Below are 20,221 nucleotides of genomic sequence, written 5' to 3' on the forward strand. Positions count from 1 at the left end.
GCCGCCTTGGTGATTTTCGCAATTGCCGCGTGCGGGGGCAGCTTGCAGAATATACTCACAACAATTTCAATTGAGACAAGCCCCCATGAATTTTATCCGTTGGCGCCTGGCGTTGTGCCTGGCCGCCTGGTCGGCGTCCGCCCTGGCGGCGCCGGCGCCAGACCTGAATCTCTACGTCGGCGGCCCGCTGGCATCCTGGCACATCACCGTCGCCGACTACGAAGAGCACATCACCCTGGAAGGCGCCAACGCCGGCGTCCCGTCCAAGGGCCGGGTGCAGGACCGCCGCATCAGCGTCGACAAGGACGGCGACGCCCTGATCATGCGCTTCAGTTCCTGGTACGCCAGCGTGCGCGTGGAAGGCGGCAAGCCGGTCGATCTGCGGCCCTATCTGGCGCATGGCGTGCTGTCGCTGGATGTCAACGTCAAGGACCTGGCGAAAGGCGGCTTGAGCTTCGCGGTCGGTTGCGGCGAGGAGTGCAGCCGCAACGTGCCTTACGTGCTGCCTGCGCGCGCCTTCGCCGGCAAGGGCTGGCAGCACGTGGCGGTGCCGGTGAGCTGCTTTGTGCACGAGGGCGACGATTTGCGCGCCATCGCGCAGCCCTTCGCGCTCGACGCCCACGGCAACGGCGATGTATCGGTGGCCAATATCAAATTCCAGGCCAGCGGCGTACCCAATGTCAGCTGCCCGGACTACAGGACCGTGTCGGTCACGCCGGACAAGCTGAACGAATCCTGGGCGATCGACTGGTGGACGCCGCGCCATGAGCAGAAACTGGCCGAAGCGCAGGCGCTAGGCAAATCGGCCGAGGTGGTCTTCATCGGCGATTCGATCACCGAGGGCTGGGAGAAGGGCGGCGCGCCGGTCTGGGAGCGCTACTACAAGCCGATGAACGGGCTGGCGCTGGGCTTCGGCGGCGACCGTACCGAGAACGTGCTGTGGCGCCTGCTGCACGGCGAGGTGGACGGCCTCGCGCCCAAGGTCGCGGTGCTGATGTTCGGGACCAATAACACCGGCCATCGCCAGGAAGATCCGACGACCACCGCCGCCGGCATCCGGCGCAATATCGACGAACTGCGCCGGCGCCTGCCCGACACCAGGATCCTGCTGCTGGCGATCTTCCCGCGCGGCGAGAAGCCGGACGACAAGCTCCGCCAGATCAACGAAAAGGTCAACGCCATCATCTCCGGCTTTGCCGACAACCGGCATATTTTTTACCTCGACATCAACCAGGCGTTCCTGGCTGCCGACGGCACGCTGTCGAAGGACATCATGCCCGACTTGCTGCACCCGAACGAGCAGGGCTACAAGATCTGGGCCAAGGCCATGGCGCCAGCGTTGGACAAGCTGATGGGGCGCGAAGCCTACGCGTGGGATAACGTCGCCATCGGCGGCAGCGGTTATGTTTCCGGCATCGTCACCAGCAAGGCCGAGAAGGGCCTGGTCTACCTCCGCACCGACGTCGGCGGCGCCTACCGCTGGGACGGCGCCGGCCAGCGCTGGATACCGTTGCTGGACTGGGTGTCCGACCAGGAGACCGGCTTGCTGGGCGTGGAGTCCATCGCCATCGATCCGAATGCGCCGGGCAAGCTGTATCTGTCGGCCGGCATCGGCTACCTGAACGGCGGGGCCAGCGCGATCCTGAAATCGAACGACTACGGCCGCAGCTTCACCAAGATCGATGTCACCAAACAGTTCAAGGTGCACGGCAACGGCATGGGGCGCGGCAATGGCGAGAAGCTGCAAGTGGATCCGCTCAACGGCAAGATCCTCTACATCGGCACGCGCGCCAACGGCATGTTCAAGAGTGTGGACGAAGGCCTGAGCTGGCAGCATCTGGACGGGCTGCCGGTGGCGGACACGCCCAACAAAAACGGCCTGAGCTTCGTGGTGCTGGACCCGGCCAGTGCGGCCGGCGGCGCCACGCAGCGCATCTTCGCCGGCGTATCGCGCTTTGGATCGGTGGGCGCCAATCTGTATCTGTCGGGCGACGGCGGCAAGACCTTCACCGCGTTGAGCGGCGGCCCCACGGCGTTGATGCCGCAGCGCGCGGTGCTGGCCAAGGGCAGCCTGGTGGTGGTCTACGCCAAGGGCGCTGGTCCGTGGGGCGACGTGGCGCATGGCGAAGGCATGGAGCAGGGCGCGGTATGGAAGTACGATATCGCCGCCCGCAAGTGGAGCGATATCTCGCCGCCGCTGAACCGCGCCTACGGCGGCATCACGGTCGATCCGGCCAACCAGGAGCGGATGATCGTCTCCACCACCAACTACTACGGGAAGCCCGGCACGATGGGCGACCGGTTCTTTGAAACGCTGGACGGCGGCAAGCGCTGGAACAGCATCGTCGACCAGGGCGTGCGGATAGATCCCAACGGCGTGAGCTGGATCGCGGGCAGCTTCATGCACTGGACCTCCAGCATCGAGTTCGATCCCTTCGACACGCGCACCGTGATGGTCGTATCGGGCAATGGCATTTTTAAAACGGGCGACATCCATGCCGCGCCGGCGGTGTGGAAGTTCGAGGATGCGGGGCTGGAGGAATCGGTGCCGCTGAATATCGTCAGCATTCCCGGCGGTCCGGTCGTTTCGGCCATCGGCGATTACGATGGTTTTCGTCACACCGACGTGAGCAGCTACGCGCCCATCCACACGCCGACCATGGGCACTACCTGGGGGCTGGACTACGCGGCCGCCAGTCCGAATGTGCTGGCGCGCGTCGGCAGCGCGATGTATGTGTCGCGCGACATGGGCGTGAGCTGGGCGAAGACCGCCAGCATGAAGGGCAAGCAGGGACAGCTGGCGTTGAGCGCGGACGGCAAGGTGATCGTGCACAGTCCGGAAAAATCCTCCACCGGCTACTACTCCAACGACGGCGGCGACAGCTGGAACGCCGTCAAGGGGCTGAACGGCGCGCGGCCGGTGGCCGATCCGGTCAACGCCAGCAAGTTCTATGCACTGAGCGGCGCCACCATGCTGGTCAGCACCGATGCGGGCGCCAGCTTCGCGCCCGCAGGCGCCGTGGGCAGCGCCAAGGGATCGCAAGTGGTGCGGGCCGCGCCCGGCAGGGAAGGCGACGTCTGGGTCGCGCTGTATGACGGCGGCCTGGCGCGCTCCACCGATTCCGGCGCCAGCTTCGCCAGGCTCGCCAACGTCGGCCACGCGGCGGCGGTGGGCTTCGGCAAGGCAGCGCCGGGCGCGGACTACCCGGCGGTGTATATCTGGGGCTCGGTGGGCGGCGTGCGGGGCGTGTTCCGTTCGATCGACAGCGGCGCCAGCTGGATGAGGATTAATGACGATAATCATCAATACGGTGGCCCGGGCGATGCCCAATTCGTTATCGGAGATGCCAATACCTACGGGGTTGTGTATATGAGCACGGCAGGCCGCGGCATAGTGACTGGCAAGCCGATTGTCGCCAAATAGGGACGGGTTCGCCTTTTTCATCGGAACAGGATCGGAAACATGCCACAATACTTGGTGCCGAGATTGAGGTCGTTGAAAATGTCGATGAAGTCCCACCGTATTGCGCTGCTGTTTAACGCGAACAAGATTTTTGACCGCGAAGTGATTGCAGGGATTGCCGCTCACCTGAGCAGCACCCGCGCCTCCTGGGATTTGTTCCTGGAGGAAGACTTCCGCCTGCGCCTGCCCGGCATCGAGCACTGGCAGGGCGACGGCATCATCGCCGATTTCGACGATCCCGCCGTGGCGGCCGCGCTCAGCCGCAGCCGCATCCCGGTGGTGGCGGTGGGCGGCTCCTACGCCGACGACAGCAGCTACCCGGACGCCGTGCCTTACGTCGCCACCGACAACTTCAAACTGATCAAGATGGCCCACGATCACCTGATCGAGGCTGGCCTGCGCAATTTTGCGATGTTCAGCCTGCCGGAAGCGCAGGAGAACCGCTGGGCGCAGGAGCGCGAGACCGCCTTCCGCACGCTGATGCGCAAGGACAAGATGGAACCGCAGATCTACCGCGGCCTGGGCACCAGCGCGCCGTCCTGGGACGAGGCGGTGGAGCAGCAGATCAAGTGGCTGCACAGCCTGCCCAAGCCGGTCGGCATCATCGCCGTCACCGACGCCCGCGCGCGCCAGCTGCTGCAGGCCTGCATCATGGCCGGCATCGAGGTGCCGGAGCAGGTGGCGCTGATCGGCATCGACAACGACCCGCTGGCGCGCATGCTGACGCGCATTCCGCTCAGCTCCGTGATCCAGGGCGCGCAGGAGATGGGCCGCACCGCCGCCCACCTGCTGGACCAGATGCTGCACGGCGTGCGCCTGGGCGGCACGCGCATCCTGGTGCCGCCGGTCGGCATCAACGTGCTGACTTCGACCCGCCACGAAGCGCCCAAGCACCCGCACGTGATGCGGGCGCGCCACTTCATCCGCCAGTACGCCTGCCAGGGCATCAAGACGCACCAGGTGGCCGAGTACGTGGGCATTTCGCGCTCGTCGCTGGAATCCTACTTCCGCCAGGAGCTCGATTGCAGCGTGCATGATGTGATCCTGCGCTTCAAGCTCGATGCCGCCACCGAGATCCTGACGCGCGGGGAACGCAGCATCGCCGACGTGGCGCTCAGTTGCGGCTTCACATCGGTGCAGTACATGCACGCGGTGTTCAAGCGGGAGCTGGGCTGCACGCCGCGCGCCTACCAGGACCGGGCGATGCAGGGCGGCGCCGACGAGAAAGTCGACAACGGCGTCGACGTGGCCGACCTGCGCAGCGTCGCCTGAGCGGCGGACGCGTAAAACATGACCGTGATTGGTGAGTTTCATAATTGCCGTCACTGGGGAATCGGGTCAAAATCCTCCACGCAGTTTGCTTGCCAGCTTGGAGAGAGAGACCTTGGAAAATAATGTGAAAACGATGCTGCCCGACGATGTCGAACGGGCAGTTCTGGTGGGCCGTGTCTGGCGCGATGGCGTCATCGACGGGCCTTGCGTGGTGGCCGTCCGCAACGGCGAGGTGTTCGACATCACCGGCCACGCCCCCACCATGTCCGACCTGCTGGAGCGCGACGATGTCCTCGACATCGCCCGCAGCGCACCCGGCGAATCGCTGGGCAGCGTGCAGCAGCTGATGGCGCATGCGTTGGACGGCAAGGCCTTCGCCGGCGCCCCGCGCTTGCTGGCGCCGTGCGACCTGCAAGCGATCAAGGCCTGTGGCGTCACCTTCGCCGTCAGCCTGCTGGAGCGCGTGATCGAAGAGCAGGCCGGCGGCGACGCCTCCCGCGCCAGCGCACTGCGCGCGGAGATCCAGACCATCATCGGCTCCGACCTGTCGGCCATCCGTCCCGGCTCGCCGGAAGCGGCGCGGCTGAAGGCGGACCTGATCGAACGCGGCCTCTGGTCGCCGTACATGGAAGTGGGTATCGGCCCGGATGCGGAGGTGTTCTCCAAGTCGCAGCCCATGTCGGCGGTGGGGCAGGGCGCGGACGTCGGCCTGCATCCCGATTCGAAATGGAACAACCCGGAACCGGAAATCGTCCTGGCCGTCAACAGCCAGGCACGCGTGCTGGGCGCCACCTTGGGCAATGACGTCAACCTGCGCGACATCGAAGGCCGCAGCGCGCTGTTGCTGGGCAAGGCCAAGGACAACAACGGTTCCTGCGCCATTGGCCCGTTCATCCGCCTGTTCGACGAGCACTTCACCATCGACACCATCCGCAACGCGGAAGTGAGCATGCTGATCGAAGGCATGGATGACGACTTCCACCTGGCCGGCGCCAGCCGCATGCGCGAAATCAGCCGCGATCCGCTCGACCTGGTCAGCCAGGTCTGCGGCCGCCATCATCAATACCCGGACGGCTTCATGCTCTTCCTCGGCACGATGTTCTCGCCGATCAAGGACCGCGATACCGCCGGCGGCGGCTTCACGCACCACCTGGGCGATCGCGTCAGCATCTCGACGCCGTCGCTGGGCGCGTTGGTCAACCATGTGCAGCGCAGCGACACCATCGCGCCGTGGACGTTTGGCGTGCGGGCCTTGCTGAACCGGGCGCGCGGCGCGGGTGCTGTGCGCGCTGCGCCGGCCCTGCAGACCAGGGTGCAGCAAGCGATCTATCCTAGCCTGGCAGGCAAGCGCGTGGTCATCACCGGCGGCGGCAGCGGCATCGGCGCCGGCATGGTGGAGGCGTTTGCGCAGCAGGGCGCGCAGGTGTACTTCCTCGACATCGCCGAAGAAGATTCGCTGGCGCTGCAAGGCCGCCTGTCGACACAAGCGGTACCGCCGACCTTCGTGCGCTGCGACCTGACCAATCTCGATGCGTTGGCTGCGGCCTTCGACCGCATCGGCCAGGTCGATGTACTGATCAACAACGCCGCCAACGACGACCGCCACAAGCTGGTCGACGTCAGCCCGGAATACTGGGACGAACGCATGGCCGTCAACCTGCGTCACCAGTACTTCTGCGCCAAGGCTGTCGCCGTCGGCATGCAGCAGCGTGGCGGTGGCGTGATCCTGAACTTCGGTTCGATCTCGTGGCACCTGGCGCTGCCGGAACTGACCCTGTACATGACGGCCAAAGCCGCCATCGAGGGCATGACGCGCGGCCTGGCGCGCGACCTAGGTCCGCACAACGTCCGCGTCAACTGCATCATCCCCGGCGCGGTGCGCACGCCGCGCCAGGAAGCCCTGTGGCACACGCCGGAAGAGGAAGCGCGCATCCTGGCAGGCCAGTGCCTGCCGCAGCGCGTGCAGGTGGACGACGTGGCCGCGCTGGCGCTGTTCCTGGCCTCCGACAACGCCGGCCGTTGCACCGGGCGCGATTACTTCGTCGACGCAGGCTGGTACGGCGCATGAGTACCCCACGCCGCTACCGCTCGCAGGATTGGTTCGACAATCCCGACCACATCGACATGACGGCGCTGTACCTGGAGCGCTTCATGAACTACGGGATCACGCCGGAGGAACTGCGTTCCGGCCGTCCCATCATCGGCATCGCGCAGAGCGGCAGCGACATCAGCCCCTGCAACCGCATCCATCTGGAATTGGCCAAGCGCGTGCGCGACGGCATCCGCGATGCGGGTGGCATCGCGATGGAATTCCCGCTGCATCCGATCTTTGAAAACTGCCGGCGCCCGACCGCCGCCATCGACCGCAACCTGGCCTATCTGGGGCTGGTGGAAATCCTGCACGGTTACCCGATCGACGCCGTAGTGCTGACCACCGGCTGCGACAAGACCACGCCCGCGCAGCTGATGGCCGCAGCGACGGTGGACATTCCCGCCATCGTGCTGTCCGGCGGGCCGATGCTGGACGGCTGGTTCGAAGGCGAACTGGCAGGTTCCGGCACCGCGATCTGGAAGGGCCGCCGCCAACTGGCCGCCGGTGAGATCGACAATGAAAAATTCCTGCAGATCGCCGCCGCTTCGGCGCCATCGGCGGGGCACTGCAACACCATGGGCACCGCCTCCACCATGAACGCGATGGCCGAGGCACTGGGCATGTCGCTGACCGGCTGCTCGGCGATCCCTGCGCCGTACCGCGAACGGGGCCAGATGGCGTATGAAACCGGCCGCCGCATCGTCGAGATGGCGCGGCTGGATATCAAGCCGTCCAGCATCCTGAATCGTGAAGCCTTCCTCGATGCGATCGTGGTCAATGCCGCCATCGGCGGCTCCACCAATGCCCAGCAGCACATCATGGCGATGGCGCGCCACGCCGGCGTCGAACTGCATTCGAGCGACTGGATGGAGTACGGCCATGCCGTGCCGCTGCTGCTGAACATGCAGCCGGCCGGAAAATTCCTCGGCGAGCGTTTCCATCGCGCCGGCGGTGTGCCGGCCATCATGTGGGAGCTGGAGCAGCAGGGCATGCTGCGCTCGGACCGTCCCACCGTCACCGGCCGCAGCATGCGCGACAACCTGGCAGGCCGCGAGACGAACGACCGTGAAGTGATCTATCCGTTCGACCAGCCGCTGAAGAAGGATGCGGGCTTCTTTGTCCTGAAGGGTAATCTGTTCGACTTCGCCATCATGAAAACCAGCGTGATTTCGGACGCCTTCCGCGCCCGCTATCTGAGCACGCCGGGTAGTGAGAACATCTTCGAAAGCCGCGCCATCGTGTTCGACGGTTCCGGCGATTACCACGCCCGCATCAACGATCCGGCGCTGGACATCGACGAGGACTGCATGCTGGTGATACGCGGCGCCGGCCCGATAGGCTGGCCCGGTTCGGCCGAAGTGGTCAACATGCAGCCGCCCGATGCGCTGGTCAAGCGCGGCATCAATGCGCTGCCGACGCTGGGCGACGGCCGCCAGTCCGGCACCTCGGACAGCCCGTCGATACTGAATGCGTCGCCGGAGAGCGCTGTCGGCGGTGGTCTCGCCTGGCTGCGTACCGGCGACCGTATTCGCGTCGATTTGAACGCCGGCCGTTGCGATGTGCAGGTTGGCGCGGCGGAGTGGGAGGAGCGCAAGAAGGACGGCATTCCGGCCATCCCTGCCAGCCAGACGCCATGGCAGGAAATCTACCGCAGCACCGTCGGACAAATGGAAAACGGCGCTTGCATGGAACTGGCTGTACCATATCGTGGAGTGGCCAATAACCAGGCACGCCATAATCATTAGTGGACAAAGATCCACCGAACAAACAGGAGACCGTAACAATGAAGAAATTACTGAGCGCGGCGGCAGTCGCCGTCATGCTGGTGTGCGCCGGCGGGAACGCCATGGCCGACGCCAAGAACCCGAAAATCGGCTTTTCCATCGACGACCTGCGGCTGGAACGCTGGGCGCGCGACCGTGATTACTTCGTCGCCGCCGCCGAGCAGCAGGGCGCCAAGGTCTATGTGCAGTCGGCCGACGCCAGCGAGCAGCGCCAGATCGCTCAGATCGAGAATTTGATTTCGCGCGGTGTCGATGTGCTGGTGATCGTGCCTTACAACGCCACGGTGCTGAACAACGCGGTGCGCGAGGCCAAGAAGGCCAAGATCAAGGTGGTCTCCTACGACCGCCTGATCCTCAATGCGGATATCGATGCCTATATCTCCTTCGATAACAAGTTGGTTGGCGAGATGCAGGCGCAGGGTGTGGTGGCGATTAAGCCCAAGGGTAACTTCTACCTGCTGGGCGGCGCTCCGACCGATAACAACGCCAAGATGCTGCGCGAAGGCCAGCTCAAGGTGCTGCAGCCGCTGATCGACAAGGGCGACATCAAGGTGGTGGGCAAGCAGTGGGTCAAGGACTGGAATCCGGCCGAGGCCATGTCCATCGTTGAAAATGCGCTGACGGCCAACGCCAACAAGCTCGATGCGGTGGTGGCGTCGAACGATGCGACCGCCGGCGGCGCGATCCAGGCGTTGGCTTCGCAGAAGCTCGATGGCAAGGTGGCGGTGTCCGGGCAGGATGCGGATCTGGCGGCGGTGCGGCGCGTGATCGCTGGTTCGCAGACCATGACGGTGTACAAGCCGTTGAAGCTGATCGCTTCCGAAGCGGCCAAGTTGTCGATCCAGCTGGTGCGCAATGAGAAGCCGGCATACAACGCGGAATATCAGAATGGTTTCAAGCAGGTCAGCACGCTGCTGCTGAAACCGACCATGCTGACCAAGGCGAATATCGACCTGGTGGTCACCGACGGTTTCTACACCAAAGCCCAACTCGCGGCCAAGTAATTCCTCTGGCGGGGACGCGTTCCACGGGTTCCCGCACCTCACCTCTGCGAGAACCCGTATGTCCGGCTATTTGCTAGAAATGAAGGGCATCGTCAAGAAATTCGGCGGTGTTCCCGCGCTCGACGGCATCGACCTGCAAGTCAGGCCCGGCGAGTGCATCGGTTTGTGCGGCGAGAATGGCGCCGGCAAATCGACCCTGATGAAAGTACTATCCGCCGTCTACCCGCACGGCACCTGGGACGGCGAGATCCTGATGGACGGCCAGCCGATGAAGGCGCAATCGATACGCGAAAGCGAAGCGGCCGGCATCGTCATCATCCACCAGGAACTGATGCTGGTGCCCGAATTGTCGGTGACGGAGAATCTCTTCCTCGGCAACGAGATCACGCTGCCCGGCGGCCGCATGGACTATCCGGCCATGAACCAGCGCGCAGAAACCCTGCTCAAGGAACTAAAGCTCAACGACGTCAACGTGGTGCTGCCGGTGATGAACTACGGCGGTGGCCACCAGCAACTGATCGAAATCGCCAAGGCGCTCAACAAGAATGCGCGCCTGCTGATCCTGGACGAACCCTCGTCGTCGCTGACGGCGTCGGAGATCGAAGTGCTGCTCGATATCATCCGCGGCCTGAAAGCCAAGGGTGTGGCCTGCGTCTACATCTCGCACAAGCTCGATGAGGTGGAAGCGATCTGCGACACCATCGTCGTCATCCGCGACGGCAAGCATATCGCCACCACGCCGATGCAGCAGATGGACGTGCGGCAGATCATCGCGCAGATGGTGGGACGCGAGATGAACCAGCTGTATCCAAAACTGGAACGCACGCAGGGCGAGGTGATGTTCGAAGCCCGCAACGTGGTGTGCTACGACACCGAGAAACCGGACCGCAGGAAGGTGGACAACGTCTCCTTCACGCTGCGCCGGGGCGAGATCCTCGGCATCGCCGGCCTGGTGGGGGCAGGCCGCACGGAGCTGGTGTCCGCGCTGTTCGGCGCCTACAACGGCCGCTGCGAGGCCGAGGTGTGGCTCAACGGCGAGAAGATCGATACCCGTACGCCGCTCAAGGCCATCCGCGCCGGGCTGGCGCTGGTGCCGGAGGACCGCAAGCAGCACGGCATCATCCGCGACCTGGACGTGGGCCAGAACATCACGCTGTCGGTGCTGGGCCGCTACGCGCGCTTCACCCGCATCGACCGCGAGGCCGAGCTGAAAACCGTCAGCGAGGAAATCGCCCGGCTTGGGCTGAAGACGGCCAGCCCCTTCCTGCCGATTACCTCGCTCTCCGGAGGCAACCAGCAGAAGGCGGTGCTGTCCAAGATGCTGCTGACGCGGCCCAAGGTTCTGATACTTGACGAGCCCACGCGCGGTGTGGACGTCGGCGCCAAGTACGAGATCTACAAGCTGATGCTGGAACTTGCCAAGCAAGGCGTGTCCATCATCATGGTGTCGTCGGAGCTGGCCGAAGTGCTGGGCGTGTCCGACCGCGTGCTGGTGATGGGCGAAGGCCAGTTGCGCGGAGACTTCATCAACCAGGACCTGACCCAGGAAATGCTGCTGTCTGCGGCGCTCGATCATTCATAGTGACCATGCATACCAATAAACTCAAACAACTGTTCACGCAGTACAAAATCCTCGCGCTGCTGATCGCCATCGCCATCATCTGGAGCTTCTTCAGCTGGAAGACGGAGGGCGGCTTCATCTCGGCGCGCAACCTGTCCAACCTGATGCGGCAGATGTCGGTGACCGGCGTGGTGGCCTGCGGCATGGCCTTCGTCATCATCTCCGGCGAGATTGACCTGTCGGTAGGCTCGCTGCTAGGTCTCCTGGGCGGCGTGGCGGCGGTGCTCGACGTTACGCACCACATGCCGCTGCCGGTGACGGTGGCGGCGGTGCTGGCCTGCGGCCTGTTGCTAGGCCTGTTCAACGGCTACCTGACGGCGTATGCGGGCATACCGTCCTTCATCGTGGGCCTGGGCGGCATGCTGGCCTATCGCGGCATTGTGCTGGGCGTGACGGACGGCGTGACGGTGGCGCCGGTGTCGGAAGCGATGGTGCAGGTGGGGCAGGGCTATCTGTCGCCGGAACTGGGCGTGACGCTGGGCGTGGCGCTGTTTGCGCTGGCCGCCGTGCTGACCTGGCGCCAGCGCCTGAACCTGGGCCGCCACGGCCTGCCGGTGCCGCCGATGTGGCGCGACGGCGTGCGCCTGGCCGCCATCGGCGCCGTGCTGTTCGCCTTCGTGCGAACCCTGAACAGCTACGAAGGCATACCGCTGCCGGTGCTGCTGTTGCTGGTGCTGCTGGGAGTCTTCAGCTACGTCGCCACGCAGACCGTGTTTGGCCGCCGTATCTACGCGGTGGGCAGCAACATGGAGGCGACCCGCCTGTCCGGTGTGAACGTGCAGGCGGTGAAGCTGTGGATCTTCGGGATCATGGGCTTGATGTGCGCCCTGGCGGGCCTGGTCAACACGGCGCGGCTGGCGGCCGGCTCGCCGTCGGCCGGCACTTCGGGCGAGCTGGATGCGATCGCGGCCTGCTTCATCGGCGGCACCTCGATGCGCGGCGGCTCCGGCACCGTCTACGGCGCCTTGATCGGCGCGCTGGTGATGGCCAGCCTGGATAACGGCATGTCCATGCTGGACGTGGACACGTACTGGCAGATGATCGTCAAGGGCTGCATCCTGACGCTGGCCGTCTGGGTCGACGTGGCCACGCGCTCCAGCCGCCGTTGATGTTTTTCGCGCGGCCCACAACGCGGGGCCGCGCCGCTTCAGCCGCTACGTTGTCTGATCGACGCTACGCTTGCTGATTATCATTCTCCCGCTTGGTGAATTTCGCAATTGCGGCCAGTTGGCGTAACTTGCAAAATGGTCTCATAACATCGTATGACCTGGCACCCCGCCAGTAAGCCATAACGATAAAAAAACCAAAAGCGAGACACTATCAAATGACGATGACAACCCTGCGCCATTCAGCGCCCGCGAACCCGTTCGCCTGACAAAAACACCCGTAACAGATGGCCAAAGAGCCATGAATAATTCGTATAACTCCGGAGATCATAGATGAAACAGTTTAAGAAAACAGCGATCGCGTTGGGCCTGGCCCAGATGGCATCCATGTCGGGCCAGGCGTTCGCACAAACCACCCCTACCGATACCGGTGCAACAGTGGTGGTGACCGGCCAGCGCGCAGCGCTGCAGTCGGCGCAGAAGATCAAACAGAATTCCGATGAAATCGTCGATTCCATCGTCGCCGACGATATCGGCAAGCTGCCGGACCGCTCGGTGACGGAAGTCTTGCAGCGCATCGTGGGCGTGACCATCGACCGCACCATGGCCAAGGGCGACCCGGAGCACTTCTCGGTCGAAGGCTCGGGCGTATCGATCCGCGGCTTGAGCTATGTGCGCTCCGAGCTCAATGGCCGCGATTCGTTCTCCGCCAACGGCGGCCGTTCGCTGAACTTCGAAGACGTGCCGCCTGAACTGATGGCCGGCGTCGACATCTACAAGAACCCGTCGGCGGAACAGGTCGAGGGAGCCGTCGGCGGCCTGGTCAACCTGCGCACCGCGCTGCCGTTCGACTTCAAGGGCTTCCACGGCGCCATCTCCGGCCAGGAGACCTATTCGGAACTGAAAAAGGGCAAAACGTCGCCGTCGATGTCGGGCATGGTGTCGAACCGCTGGAAGACGCCGATCGGTGAGGTGGGTGCCTTGCTGGACCTGGCCTACTCGGAAAGCGGCACCCGCACCGACGCCTTCCAGGTCGAGCCCTACTATCCATTGAAGGACGCATCCGGCAAAACCATCTGGGTGCCGAAGGGCGCACAATGGCGCACGCTGGAGTTCAACCGCCGCCGCGAAGGCGCATACGGCGCCTTGCAGTGGAAGGCCAACGATCAGCTCAGCAGCTCGCTGACCTACTTCAAGTCGCGCTACACCATGACGTGGGACGAGCAGGCGATCTTCGCGCAATCGAGCCCCTACAACATCCAGGTCACCAACGGCACCTATGATTCCAAGGGTGCGCTGCTGACGGGTGTTTTGACCGACACCAAGGACGGCGGCATCAACTTCGGCGACGACACCCGTTCCGCCACCCGCAAGTCCGACACCACCGACCTGTCGTGGAACCTGCGCTGGCGTCCGAACGACCGCTGGACCATCACCACCGATTTGCAGCACATCCGGGCCAGCACCCGCAGCCTCGATTCGACCGTGGCCACCGGCGTGCAGATGCCGAAGGAGCAGCTGGACCTGACCGGTAATGTCCCCAACCTGATCTTCGACGCCTCCGACCGCGCCAACCTGGCCGATCCCAAGAACTACTATTGGGCGTTCACGATGGAACACCAGGACAAGAGCGTGGGCCATGAGACCGCGTGGAAGACCGACGCCAAGTACGACTTCGATCATCCGGTGCTGCGCGACATCCGTTTCGGCGTGCGCCTGACCGACCGCGACGCGCTGACCCAGAATACCAATCCAAGCTACAACTGGTCGCCGATTTCGCAGCCATGGCAGCTGGGCTGGAACATCAGCGGCCTGGCTTACCTGAGCGATCCTCGCTTCAGCGGCAACACCAACCTGCACAGCTTTACCAACTTCTTCAACGGTAAAGTCTCGGTGCCGTCGGTGGTGTTCCCGAACGTCTCGCTGGCGCAGGGCTTCCCGGACAGCTACGCGGCGCTGCACAAGTATCACGACATCCTGTGCGCGGAAGTGAGCACCTCCTGCGACGTATGGAAAGCCGCGACCTTTGGCACCGACCCTGCCGGCACCAACGACCAGACCGAAAAGACCCAGGCCCTGTATAGCCAGATCCGCTTTGGCTGGGATAACCTGCAATATCCAATCGACGGTAACCTGGGCGTGCGCTACGTGAAGACCGCCAGCACCGCGCACGGCTACACGGTCTTCAAATCGACCGCGCCGAATATCCCGGCAGGTAACACCACCACCGGCGTGGCGATCCCTATCATCGCGCCGTTCGCCAAGGCCCAGGATTACGAGAACAACTACCACAATGTTCTGCCTAGCCTGAACCTGCGCATGAAGGCGTCGGATACGCTGCAATTCCGCTTTGCGTTCGCCGGCGCGCTGTCGCGCCCGGACTTCGACAAGCTGCAAGCCTATACCTCGATGGAGCAGACGGCCAGCAGCACCACCAATACGGCTACGAACGTCACCACCATCAACAGCATCAGCCAGACGGGTACCGGCTCCGGCAACCCTTACCTGAAGCCGACCACCTCCAGGCAGATGGACTTGACGGCGGAGTGGTACTTCGCGCCGGCGGGTTCGTTCACGGCGGCGGTGTTCAACAAGCAGCTGAAGGACATCGTCATCAACCAGACCTACCTGTATGCGATACCGGACGTCACCGGCAAGCTGCAGAACTTCTCGGTGACGGGACCGATTAACGGCGCCAAGGGTTATGCACGCGGTATCGAGCTGGCTTACCAGCAGTACTTCGACAAGCTGCCAGGTTTGTGGTCTGGCTTGGGCTTGCAGGCCAACTTCACCTTCGTCGATAGCAAGCGCGATCTGTACAAACCTGTGTACCAGGCTTACTGCACCAGCGAGAACTCGGCGGCCAACGTCAACCTGACGCTGAACGGTTGCGACACCAACGGCACCACCTTCGGCAACCTGCCGCTGGAAAACCTGTCGCGTCAATCGTTCAACCTGGCGCTTATGTACGACAAAGGTCCATGGTCGGCGCGCCTGGCTTACAACTGGCGTTCGAAGAGCCTGCAGGCGGTCAATGTCAACGGTACCCAGGGTAGCGACGGCACCGACACCAATCCGGCCAGCCCGGACGTCGGCAAGCAGAACGTGGTGTGGGGCCTGCCTGTGTGGGCGGATGCCTACGGCCAGCTGGATGCGTCGATGTTCTACAAGATCAACGAGCATATGTCCCTGGGCTTCGAAGCGCAGAACGTCACCAACTCGCAGTTCAAGCAGCTGATGCAGCAGAGCGTAGGCATGAAGGGCCGCGCATGGTTCGTCACCGGCCCGCGCTACACTGCGCAACTGCGTTACACCTTCTAACTTGAAAAAGGCTTGATCGCATGAAGCATACCGCCCGCCAGCTCGTCACCGTTTTGAGTTTTACCGCTTTAGCCGCAGCTGGCGCGGCGGCCGCCGATTTGCCGCAGATTGTGAAGAAGGACGGCCGCCACGCCTTGATGGTCAATGGCGCGCCGTTTGTGATGTTCGGCGCACAGGTGCACAACTCCAGCAATTATCCGCTGGCCTTGAGCAAGGTGTGGCCGGCCATCAAAGACATGAACGCCAACACCGTCGAGATTCCCGTGGCGTGGGAACAGATCGAACCGGTCGAAGGCAAGTTCGATTTCAGTTATGTCGACACCTTGCTGGCGCAGGCGCGCCAGCACAAGGTACGCTTGGTGCTGCTGTGGTTCGGCACCTGGAAGAACACCGGCCCGCAGTACACGCCGGAGTGGGTCAAGTTCGATAACAAGCGCTTCCCGCGCATGCTGGACAAGGACGGCAAGACGATCTACTGCCTGTCGCCGAACAGCGAGGAGACCATGAAGGCCGACCGCAAGGCCTTTGTCGCGCTGATGGAACACATCAAGAAGGCCGATGCGGCGCAGCGCACCGTCATCATGATGCAGGTCGAGAATGAAGTCGGCACCTACGGCTACGCACGCGACTTTGCGCCCAAGGCGCAGGCGGCGTTTGAACAGAACGTGCCGCAGGCCGTGCTGGATCATAAAAAATCGCCGGTGGCGCTGGCTGCCAGCGGCAGCTGGAAGCAGGTCTACGGCGACTACGCCGACGAATACTTCCACGCTTATTCGATCGCCAGCTATATCGAGGAAATCGCCAAGGCTGGCCGCGCCGTCTACAACCTGCCGATGTACGTCAACAACGCGCTGCGCGATCCGCTGGAGTCGCCGGTGATGCCGTGGAAGGGCAACTTCGCCAGCGGCGGACCGACCTACGACGTGATCGATATCTACAAGGCCGCCGCGCCGCACATCGATATTGCCGCGCCGGACGTCTATGCGCCGGAGTCGGATAAATTCAATGCCACGCTGGACCGATTCCAACGCGCCGACAATGCGCTGATGCTGCCGGAGATGAGCAACGCCGCCCAGTACGTGCGCTATGCCTACCTGGTACTGGGTCGCGGCTCGTTGTCCTTCTCGCCGTTCGGCATCGACTACGCGGACTACAGCAATTTCCCGCTGGGCTCCAAGGCCACCGACAAGACGATGGTGGCGCCGTTCGGCAAAATCTACGCAGCCTTCCGGCCGATGGAACGCCAGTGGGCCAAGTGGGCGTTTGAAGGCCGCACCCACGGCGTGGCCGAGGGCGACGACCGCAAGCCGCAGACCGTCGCGCTGAAGAATTGGACGGCCACCGTCAGCTTCCGCATGTGGCAGTTCGGCGATGCGGAGTGGCTGTCCAAGGTCAAGGATGTGCCGGCCGATACCGAGCAGCCCAACGGCGGCGTGTCGATCGCGCAGATCGGCGACAACGAATTTATCGTGGTAGGGCAGCACGCGCGCGTGAGCTTCGCCAGCAGCGACGGCAAGCCGTCCATGCTGGCGCGGGCGGAGGAGGGACACTTCGACCCGTCCGGCAAATGGATCATGGAGCGCAACTGGAACGGCGACCAGACAGATTTCGGTTTGAACCTGACCGGCAATCCGGTGGTTCTCAAGGTCAAACTGGGTACTTACTAAAAAAGGGAAAAGAGATGCGATTCAAATCGATAGTGCCTGCGGCGTCGTGCCTGGCGGTCATGGTGTCGGGCCAGGCACTGGCTGGCACGTTTGAGAAGACCTCCACCGGCGTGGTGGTGAAGCCTGATTCGGGCGCGGCGCAAGAGGTGCGGCTCGAAGTCATGGGCGATAACATCATCCACGTGGTGAAGCTCGATCGATCGGGTAAAGAGCTCATGCCATCGCTGATGACGGTGGCGGCTCCTGTTAGCGGTAACTTCAATGTCTCCTTATCAGGCAAGGACAAGGTCACGCTGAAGGCGAAGAAGATTTCGGTGGCGGTGTCGCTGGCGACTGGCGAGGTGCAGTTCTTCAATGCGGCCGGCAAGGCCTTCCTGAGCCAGGCCTCGGAGAGCATGGCGCCGGTCGATGTCGCCGGCAAGCCGTTCATGGCGATCAAGGAAGGCTTCAACCACGGCACCAAGGACGCCTACTACGGCCTGGGCCAGCACCAGAACGCGCAGATGAATCTCAACGGCGAGGACGTTCTGCTCATGCAGCACAACATGGCGATCGCCGTGCCGTTCGTCGTCTCGGACAAGAACTACGGCGTTTTATGGGATAACAATTCGATCTCGCGCTTCGGCGACGCCAAGCCCTATGGACCGATGGTGCGCGACCTGAAGCTGGTCGACGACGACGGCAAGGCTGGCGGCCTGACGGCGCGCTACTACGTCGGCGGCAAGCTGGTCTTGACCCGCCACGAGAAGGACATCGCCTACCAGTACCTGAAGGACGTGGCCGAGAACTGGCCGAAGGAACTGGGCGACCTGAAAACACTGAACGATGTCAAAGTGGTCTGGGATGCGACGCTGAGTTCCGACAAGCCGGGCGTGCACAAGATGCAGCTGTACTCGTCGGACTATGCGACGTTGACGCTGGACGGCAAGCAGGTCATGGACGTGTGGCGCCAGGGCTGGAATCCGTGGTATCACAACTTCGAGGTGAAGTTCGAGGCCGGTAAGCCGGTCAAGCTGCACCTGGAGTGGAAGCCGTCCGGCGGCATGGTCGCCATCACGCACAACGATCCGCTGCCCGATGCGGAACGCCACTCGCTGACCTTCTCGTCGGAAGTCGCGCAGAGCATCAACTACTACGTCATCAACGGCGACAGCATGGACAAGGTCATCGCCGGCTACCGCCACCTGACCGGCCAGGCGCCGATGATGCCGAAGTGGGCCTACGGTTTCTGGCAATCGCGCCAGCGCTACGAAACGCAGGAGCAACTGCTCGGCGTGCTGCGTGAGTACCGCAAGCAGGGCTGGCCGGTGGATAACATGGTGCAGGACTGGTTCTACTGGCCGCAGGATCAATGGGGCTCGCACGATTTCGACAAGGTGCGTTTCCCGAATCCGAAGGGGATGCTGGACGAGGCCCACAAGTCCCATGCACGTATCATGATTTCGATCTGGGGCAAGTTCTACTCGAACACCGACAACTACAAGGAGCTTGCGGCCAAGGGCCATATGTGGACCAAGAACGTCGAGGACGGCGCCCTGGACTGGGTGGGACCGGGCTACAAGAACAGCCACTACGATCCGTACACCAAGGAAGCGCGTGACATCTACTATCGCCAGATGAAACCGAAGCTGGTCGACATGGGTTTCGACGCCTGGTGGATGGATAACACCGAACCGGACGTGCTGTCCAACACCAGCGTCGCGGACTTCAAGAAGCTGATCGGTCCCACCGTGTACGGCGGCGGCGAGATCACCTTCAATCCGTATAGCCTGGTGCATACGGAGGGCTTCTATCAAGGCCTGAAGCGCGACCAGCCGGACAAGCGCCAGTTCATCCTGTCGCGTTCCGGGTTCGCCGGCATCCAGCGCAATGCGGTCGCGGTGTGGAGCGGCGACACGGCCAGCCGCTGGAACAACCTGTACGACCAGATCTCGGCAGGCGTGAGCATCTCGATGTCGGGCATTCCGAACTGGACGCACGATATCGGCGGCTATGCGCAGGAAGTCCGCTACCAGGTCGGCGATGTCGGCTCGGCACAGGAGAACCGCGTCACCGGCGCCGCCAAGGGCAGTGCGGAAGACATGAAGGAATGGCGCGAGCTGAATCTGCGCTGGTTCCAGTTCGGCGCGTTCTCGCCGCTGTTCCGTTCCCACGGCGAAGTGGTGAAGCGCGAGATCCACGAGATTGCGCCTGAAGGCTCGCCGATGCGCGATTCGATGGTCTGGTACGACAAGCTGCGCTATCGCATGATGCCTTACATTTACTCGGCCGCCGCCGACATCCACTACGAATCCGGCGCCATCATGCGCGGGCTGGTGATGGACTTCCCGAAGGACGAAGCGGTCAAGGACATCAAGGACCAGTACCTGTTCGGCCATAACCTGATGGTCGCTCCGGTGTATGTGTACGGCGCGCGCGAACGCAGCGTCTACATGCCTCAAGGCGCGAACTGGTATGACTTCTATACCGGTGAAGTGCACAAAGGTGGCAGCACCGCCGCGATCAAGGCGCCGGAGACCCGCATGCCGCTGCTGGTGAAAGCCGGTTCGATACTGCCGATGGGACCAGTGACGCAGTATGTGGACGAGAAGCCGGATGCGCCGATCACCCTCAACGTCTACACCGGCGCCGATGGGAAGTTCAGCCTGTACGAGGACGATGGTGTGAGCAATGCCTACCTGCGCGGAGAGTTCAGCCGCATCCCGTTGAGCTACAACGACAAGACCGGCGTGGTCACCATCGGCGAGCGCGTGGGCAAGTACAAGGGCATGGTCGGCAAGCGCCAGTTCAAGCTACGCTTCATCAAGGCCGGCGTTTCGAGTTCGGATGATTTCGATGCCGCCGACAAGGTAGTCGAGTACGAAGGCAAATCGATCACGGTAAGGAAGTAA

At 63.3% G+C, this 20,221-nt stretch carries 10 protein-coding genes; all 10 read left to right on the forward strand.

What is annotated here, in order from left to right:
- Window positions 1–85: 85 nt before the first annotated feature.
- The 10 genes from D0T21_RS22060 to D0T21_RS22105 all read left to right on the forward strand — a co-directional run bounded on the left by D0T21_RS22060 (window position 86) and on the right by D0T21_RS22105 (window position 20,221).
- Window positions 86–3,424 carry a GDSL-type esterase/lipase family protein gene (locus D0T21_RS22060; RefSeq protein WP_116993592.1) on the forward strand — a complete coding sequence of 1,113 codons (3,339 nt, stop codon included), beginning with the start codon at window positions 86–88 and terminating at the stop codon, window positions 3,422–3,424.
- Between the two features lie 84 nt (window positions 3,425–3,508).
- Entirely contained in the window at window positions 3,509–4,735 is a 1,227-nt protein-coding gene (locus D0T21_RS22065) for a DNA-binding transcriptional regulator (protein ID WP_116993591.1), read from the forward strand.
- A 133-nt stretch (window positions 4,736–4,868) separates the two neighbouring features.
- Window positions 4,869–6,803 carry an SDR family oxidoreductase gene (locus tag D0T21_RS32880; protein ID WP_373886693.1) on the forward strand — a complete coding sequence of 645 codons (1,935 nt, stop codon included), beginning with the start codon at window positions 4,869–4,871 and terminating at the stop codon, window positions 6,801–6,803.
- Window positions 6,800–8,572, forward strand: a complete 1,773-nt coding sequence (locus D0T21_RS22075) for an IlvD/Edd family dehydratase (protein ID WP_116993589.1) — start codon at window positions 6,800–6,802, stop codon at window positions 8,570–8,572. The genes D0T21_RS32880 and D0T21_RS22075 overlap by 4 nt, the downstream gene beginning before the upstream one ends.
- A 38-nt stretch (window positions 8,573–8,610) precedes the next feature.
- A complete protein-coding gene (xylF, locus tag D0T21_RS22080) occupies window positions 8,611–9,615 on the forward strand; it encodes a D-xylose ABC transporter substrate-binding protein (protein WP_116993588.1) in 1,005 nt (334 codons plus the stop codon).
- 58 nt (window positions 9,616–9,673) lie between these two features.
- Window positions 9,674–11,197 carry a D-xylose ABC transporter ATP-binding protein gene (gene xylG, locus D0T21_RS22085; protein ID WP_116993587.1) on the forward strand — a complete coding sequence of 508 codons (1,524 nt, stop codon included), beginning with the start codon at window positions 9,674–9,676 and terminating at the stop codon, window positions 11,195–11,197.
- A 5-nt stretch (window positions 11,198–11,202) separates the two neighbouring features.
- Window positions 11,203–12,345: a sugar ABC transporter permease gene (locus tag D0T21_RS22090; RefSeq protein ID WP_116993612.1), complete on the forward strand. Its 1,143-nt coding sequence runs from the start codon at window positions 11,203–11,205 to the stop codon at window positions 12,343–12,345.
- Between the two features lie 330 nt (window positions 12,346–12,675).
- Window positions 12,676–15,663 carry a TonB-dependent receptor gene (locus D0T21_RS22095; protein WP_116993586.1) on the forward strand — a complete coding sequence of 996 codons (2,988 nt, stop codon included), beginning with the start codon at window positions 12,676–12,678 and terminating at the stop codon, window positions 15,661–15,663.
- A gap of 20 nt (window positions 15,664–15,683) precedes the next feature.
- Window positions 15,684–17,330 carry a DUF5597 domain-containing protein gene (locus tag D0T21_RS22100; RefSeq protein WP_199538615.1) on the forward strand — a complete coding sequence of 549 codons (1,647 nt, stop codon included), beginning with the start codon at window positions 15,684–15,686 and terminating at the stop codon, window positions 17,328–17,330.
- Window positions 17,331–17,344: 14 nt separating this feature from the next.
- On the forward strand, window positions 17,345–20,221 hold the full coding sequence (locus D0T21_RS22105) for a TIM-barrel domain-containing protein (RefSeq protein WP_116993585.1): 2,877 nt from the start codon (window positions 17,345–17,347) through the stop codon (window positions 20,219–20,221).

This window comes from Duganella sp. BJB476 (assembly GCF_003416895.1).
Taxonomy (GTDB): Bacteria; Pseudomonadota; Gammaproteobacteria; order Burkholderiales; family Burkholderiaceae_D; genus Rugamonas.

Bases quoted from the DNA above. Each gene is read 5' to 3' on its own strand.
- D0T21_RS22095 (WP_116993586.1), top strand. From the start codon at position 12,676: ATGAAACAGTTTAAGAAAACAGCGATCGCGTTGGGCCTGGCCCAGATG.
- D0T21_RS22100 (WP_199538615.1), top strand. From the start codon at position 15,684: ATGAAGCATACCGCCCGCCAGCTCGTCACCGTTTTGAGTTTTACCGCT.
- D0T21_RS22090 (WP_116993612.1), top strand. From the start codon at position 11,203: ATGCATACCAATAAACTCAAACAACTGTTCACGCAGTACAAAATCCTC.
- xylF (WP_116993588.1), top strand. From the start codon at position 8,611: ATGAAGAAATTACTGAGCGCGGCGGCAGTCGCCGTCATGCTGGTGTGC.
- D0T21_RS22105 (WP_116993585.1), top strand. From the start codon at position 17,345: ATGCGATTCAAATCGATAGTGCCTGCGGCGTCGTGCCTGGCGGTCATG.
- D0T21_RS22075 (WP_116993589.1), top strand. From the start codon at position 6,800: ATGAGTACCCCACGCCGCTACCGCTCGCAGGATTGGTTCGACAATCCC.
- D0T21_RS22065 (WP_116993591.1), top strand. From the start codon at position 3,509: ATGAAGTCCCACCGTATTGCGCTGCTGTTTAACGCGAACAAGATTTTT.
- D0T21_RS22060 (WP_116993592.1), top strand. From the start codon at position 86: ATGAATTTTATCCGTTGGCGCCTGGCGTTGTGCCTGGCCGCCTGGTCG.
- D0T21_RS32880 (WP_373886693.1), top strand. From the start codon at position 4,869: ATGCTGCCCGACGATGTCGAACGGGCAGTTCTGGTGGGCCGTGTCTGG.
- xylG (WP_116993587.1), top strand. From the start codon at position 9,674: ATGTCCGGCTATTTGCTAGAAATGAAGGGCATCGTCAAGAAATTCGGC.